The 4,825-nt window shown below is 71.4% G+C and carries 4 protein-coding genes and 1 pseudogene; all 5 read left to right on the forward strand.

Annotation, left to right across the window (positions count from 1 at the left end):
- The coding region (locus IJH84_RS26650; protein WP_295150373.1) for a Tm-1-like ATP-binding domain-containing protein at window positions 1–1,052 on the forward strand (1,052 nt) is incomplete at its 5' end.
- Complete coding sequence (locus IJH84_RS26655) at window positions 1,049–1,879, forward strand: phosphoenolpyruvate hydrolase family protein (protein ID WP_200071870.1); 831 nt, start codon at window positions 1,049–1,051, stop codon at window positions 1,877–1,879. The genes IJH84_RS26650 and IJH84_RS26655, both read left to right, overlap by 4 nt.
- Window positions 1,880–1,907: 28 nt before the next feature.
- Complete coding sequence (locus IJH84_RS26660; protein ID WP_295150377.1) at window positions 1,908–2,345, forward strand: SRPBCC family protein; 438 nt, start codon at window positions 1,908–1,910, stop codon at window positions 2,343–2,345.
- A gap of 329 nt (window positions 2,346–2,674) precedes the next feature.
- Window positions 2,675–3,586: an NAD(P)-dependent oxidoreductase gene (locus IJH84_RS26665; RefSeq protein WP_295150380.1), complete on the forward strand. Its 912-nt coding sequence runs from the start codon at window positions 2,675–2,677 to the stop codon at window positions 3,584–3,586.
- A pseudogene (locus IJH84_RS26670) lies at window positions 3,583–4,825 on the forward strand (glycosyltransferase family 2 protein); the annotation flags it as partial. The gene IJH84_RS26665 and the pseudogene IJH84_RS26670, both read left to right, overlap by 4 nt.

Below are 4,825 nucleotides of genomic sequence, written 5' to 3' on the forward strand. Positions count from 1 at the left end.
ACCGCGGTTCCGCCGTCGCGGCGATGGCCGAGGCGTTCGAGCACTGGCTGACCGCCCGCGACGACGTCGCCGGTGTGCTGGGGCTGGGTGGCTCCGGCGGCACGGCGCTGATCACCCCGGCGATGCGCGCGCTGCCGGTCGGGGTGCCGAAGCTGATGGTCTCCACCGTGGCCGCGGGCGACGTGTCCGGCTACGTCGACGCCTCGGACATCGCGATGTTCCCGTCGGTCACCGACGTGGCCGGGCTGAACCGGATCTCCCGGCGGGTGCTGGGCAACGCCGCGCACGCGCTCGCAGGCGCGGTCCGCGACCCCGTCCCACCGGCCGATGACCTGCCCGCGGTGGCGCTGTCGATGTTCGGCGTGACCACGCCGTGCGTGACCGCGACCGCGCGCAGGCTCGGTGCCGGGTTCGACCCGCTGGTGTTCCACTCCACCGGCACCGGTGGCCGGGCGATGGAGAAGCTGGTCGACGACGGGCTGATCGCGACCGTCCTGGACATCACCACCACCGAGGTCTGCGACCTGATCGCCGGGGGAGTGATGAGCGCGGGCGAGCAGCGCCTGGACGCCATCGCCCGCACCGGCGTGCCCTACGTCGGCTCCTGCGGCGCACTGGACATGGTCAACTTCGGTGCCTTCGACACCGTCCCCGAGCAGTACCGCGAGCGGCACCTCTACTGGCACAACCCGCAGGTCACGCTGATGCGCACCACCGCGGACGAATGCCGCCGCATCGGTGAGTTCCTGGCCGCGAAGCTCAACGCCTGCTCCGGTCCGGTGCGCTTCCTGCTGCCCGAAGGCGGGCTGTCGGTGCTGGACGCGCCCGGCCAGCCCTTCCACGACCCCGCGGCCGACGAGGTGCTGTTCGAGACGCTGGAGAGCGAGGTCCGGCAGCACGCCGACCGGCAGGTGCTGCGGCTGCCGCACAACATCAACGACACCGAGTTCGTCGACGCGCTGCTGCGGGAGTTCCACGCCGTGCGGGAAGCGGGCAGTCCTGCAGCAGCGGTTGGGCAGCCAGCGGGCAGGCAGACAGGAGGGCGGGAATGACGCAGTTCGACCGGGCGGCCCTGCGCCGCCGGTTCCGCGACATGGCCGAGCACGGCGAGCCGATCATCGGCGGTGGCGCGGGCACCGGCCTGTCCGCCAAGTGCGAGGAATCCGGCGGGATCGACCTGATCGTGCTGTACAACTCCGGGCGCTACCGGATGGCCGGGCGCGGTTCGCTGGCCGGGCTGCTGGCCTACGGCAACGCCAACGACATCGTCGTGGAGATGGCGAGCGAGGTGCTGCCGGTGGTGCGCCGCACGCCGGTGCTGGCCGGGGTGAACGGCACCGACCCGTTCCTGCGGACCGGGCCGTTCCTGGCGAAGCTGCGCGAACTCGGGTTCGCCGGGATCCAGAACTTCCCCACGGTCGGGCTCATCGACGGCAACTTCCGGGCCAACCTGGAGGAGACCGGGATGAGCTTCCGCCAGGAGGTCGAGCTGATCGCCGAGGCGCACGAGGCGGACCTGTTCACCACGCCGTACGTGTTCTCCGCCGCCGACGCGCGCGCGATGACCCGCGCCGGTGCGGACATCATCGTCTGCCACATGGGCCTGACCACCGGCGGTTCGATCGGCGCGGAGACCGCGAACGACCTGGACGGCTGCGTGAACCTGATCGACGAGTGGTCCGCGGCCGCCGCCGAAGTGCGCGAGGACGTGCTGGTGCTGTGCCACGGCGGCCCGATCGCCACGCCGGACGACGCGGCCTACGTGCTCGGCCGCACCAAGCGCTGCCACGGCTTCTACGGCGCCAGCAGCATGGAGCGCCTGCCGGTCGAGCAGGCGCTCACCGAGCGGACCCGCGAGTTCAAGAACCTCAAGCGGTGAACCCGGCTAGAACGAGGAGGAATCTGCGATGGCGCGTGCCTACGCGAGTGCGGTGATCCCGGCCCCGGCCGAACAGGTCTGGGAGCTGGTGCGCGAGTTCAACGGGTTGCCGGACTGGCACCCGGCGATCGCCAGCAGCGAGATCGAGAGCGGCCGGTCGGCAGGCGAGATCGGCGCTGTGCGGCTGCTCGGCCTCCCCGACGGCTGCGGCGCGATCCGGGAGCGGCTGGTGGCGCTGGACGACACGGCCCGCTCCTACACCTACGACATGATCGAAGGCCCGTTCCCGATCCGCACCTACCGCAGCACCATCACGGTCTTCCCGATCACCGCAACGGGGCAGGCGTTCGTCGAGTGGTTCGGCGACTACGACGCCGAGGCTGCCGAGGAAAGCAAGCTCGAGCAGACCTTCGGCGGCGGTGTGTACGCCGCGGGCCTCAAGGCGCTCGTGGAGCGCTTCTCCTGAAGACTGCCGGGGGAGTGCAGGCGAGCGGCCTCGCCGCTTCAAGATGAAGAACCGAGTCTTGCCGCGCACGGCTCAACGGGTGAACGGACCGCTCGACCGGCCAGGACCGGGCGAGCGGTCCGCTTGCTGCGCGCCCGGCGAGGTCGTGACCGGCCCGTTCCGCGAACCGGGGCGGATGGCGCCGAAGTGCCGCGCGGGTTAGGCGCCGAGGGGTAGCAGCGGCCGGTTAGAGTCTGCGCGTGCCAAGCAGCCAGACTTCCCCCGATCGAGGCGAAAACGCCGAGTCCGCAGCAACTCTGAGTGATCAGTTTGGTTCCGCAGGCGGCGTCGTGGTCACCGGCGGCTCCGGTTTCGTCGGCCGGGCCGTGGTGCGGGCCTTCGTCGAACGCGGCACCCCGGTCACCGTCGCCGACGAGCAGCCGCTGCCCGCGTCGCTGCGCGGCGACCTCGTCCGGCACGTCGCGGGCGATCTCACCGACCCGCAGGTGCGGGAAGCTGCCGTGCCGGAAGGCACCGCGGGCATCGTGCACCTGGCCGCGATCACCTCGGTGCTGCGCTCGGTGGACCGGCCGGCCGAGACCTACCGCGCCAACGTCGAGGTCACCCACGAACTGCTGGAGCTGGCGCGGCGGCGGCACGCCGGGCAGTTCGTGCTGGCCTCCACCAACGCGGTCGTCGGCGACATCGGCCGCGGCACCATCTCCGAGCAGTTGCCGCTGCAGCCCCTCACGCCCTACGGCGCCACCAAGGCCGCCTGCGAGATGCTGCTGTCCGGCTACGCGGGCGCTTACGGCATCGCCACCACCGCGCTGCGGTTCACCAACATCTACGGCCCCGGCATGAACCACAAGGACAGCTTCATCCCGCGGCTGATGCGCGCGGCGCTGTCCGGCGGCGGCGTGGAGGTCTACGGCGACGGCGCGCAGAGCCGCGACTTCGTGCACGTCGACGACGTGGTGCAGGGGATCCTCGCGGCGTGGGACAAGCAGTACACCGGTCCCGCGATCATCGGCTCCGGGCGGTCCATCTCGGTGCTCGAACTGATCGAGGCGGTCCGCGCCGCCACCGGCGAACCGCTGCCGATCACCCACGTGCCCGCCAAGAACGGTGAAATGCCCGCGGTGATCGTGGACGTCGCCAAGGCCGGTCGGGAACTGGGCTACACCCCGTCCGTCGAACTCACCGACGGCCTGCGGACCGTGTGGGAGGACTTCCGCGCGGTCGCCGCCGAGGCGCCGTGATCGCGGCGCTGGGGCGCAGCCTCCGCAAGCACTGGCTGCTCGTGCTGCTGGTGCTGTGCGGAGCCGTGCTGCGCGTCCTGGCGCAGCTGGCCTACCAGCCGGCACTGCTCTACATCGACTCGTTCCGCTACCTCGACGACCTCGGCATCTTCTACCCGGGCGGGATCAACCCCATCGGTTACGGGCTGCTGCTGCTCGGCCCGCTGCTGCTGGTGGGGAACCTGGCGTTCGTGGCCGCGGTGCAGCACCTGATCGGCCTCGCGCTCGGCGTCGCGAGCTACGCGCTGCTGGTTCGCTTCGGCGCGCGGTACTGGATCGCCGCGCTGGCGACCGCGCCGGTGCTGCTGGACGCCTACCAGGTGCAGATCGAGCACAACATCATGTCCGACGTGCTGTTCCAGGTCATGCTGCTGGCGGCGATCCTGGTGCTGACCTGGCGCGGAGCACCCGGGCCGCGCACCGCCGCGATCGGCGGGCTGCTGCTGGCGGTGTCGGTGCTGGTGCGCATCGTCGGGCTGACGCTGGTGCTTCCGGCCGTGGTGTTCGTGCTGCTGGCCGCGGGGATCCGGCCGCGGGACGGCTGGCGGCGGCGGTTGCGCTCGGCAGGCGCGCTGGCCGGGGCCTTCGCCGGTGCGCTGTTCCTCTACGCGATGTACCACATGATCTGGACCGGCGTGCCCGCGCTGGGCGGCTCGACCGGCAGCGTCGTCTACGGGCGCACCGCCGTCGTCGCGCAGTGCGGCGAACTCGGCCTCACGCCGCAGGAAGAACTGGTGTGCCCGCGCGACCCGGTCGAAGCGCGCAAGGCGACCGGCATCGACTTCTACATCCACCGCTACCACACCCCGCAGGGCAAGAACACGTTGCCGCCGGGCGTCGATGTGGAGGCGGCGCAGAGCGGCATGGCCCGCAAGGTGCTGCTGCACCAGCCGTTCGACGTCGTCGGCGGAGTGCTGGAGGACTTCTTCAAGGGATTCGCGCCGACCCGAACCCAAAGCCCCGGCGACGTGCCGCTGGACCGCTGGCAGTTCAAGACCGAATACCCGCTGTACGCCGACGCCTGGTACGTCACCGAGTGGACCGAGCTCTACGGCGACGGCACCTACTCGGTCGATCCCGGCATCGCCGGATTCCTGCGCTCCTACCAGCTCGGCGGCGGCTACACGCCGGGCACCGCGCTCGGCGGGATGCTCGCCGTCTCGGCGCTGGCCGTGCTCGGCGTCGGCCGAGCCCGCGGCA

It is taken from the genome of Saccharopolyspora sp. (genome assembly GCF_017434145.1).
Classification (GTDB): Bacteria; Actinomycetota; Actinomycetes; order Mycobacteriales; family Pseudonocardiaceae; genus Saccharopolyspora_C; species Saccharopolyspora_C galaxeae.